General features: G+C 40.6%; 2 tRNA genes. Both read left to right on the top strand.

Annotated features, from left to right (window positions below):
- Positions 1-76, top strand: a tRNA-Val gene (locus CWB77_RS17380).
- A gap of 151 nt (positions 77-227) precedes the next feature.
- Positions 228-293: transfer RNA gene (locus CWB77_RS17385), tRNA-Val, on the top strand.
- Positions 294-323: the final 30 nt, after the last annotated feature.

Below are 323 nucleotides of genomic sequence, written 5' to 3' on the forward strand. Positions count from 1 at the left end.
GGGTGATTAGCTCAGTTGGGAGAGCATCGCCCTTACAAGGCGAGGGTCACTGGTTCAAGTCCAGTATCACCCACCACATTCTAATGTGTCGTATCTAAGTTCTATATGGGTAATTAGCTCAGTTAGAAATAAGAGAGTGTCATCGTTATTTACAAATAACGGCGAGGTTCACTGGTTAAAGTCCAGTACTATTTTTATAATAGTTTAGTTTAATTTATATGTGGGTGATTAGCTCAGTTGGGAGAGCATCGCCCTTACAAGGCGAGGGTCACTGGTTCAAGTCCAGTATATAAACGAAGATAATAGAGGAATTAAACTGTGTT

The organism is Pseudoalteromonas sp. S1610 (genome assembly GCF_005887465.1).
Taxonomy (GTDB): domain Bacteria; phylum Pseudomonadota; class Gammaproteobacteria; order Enterobacterales; family Alteromonadaceae; genus Pseudoalteromonas; species Pseudoalteromonas undina.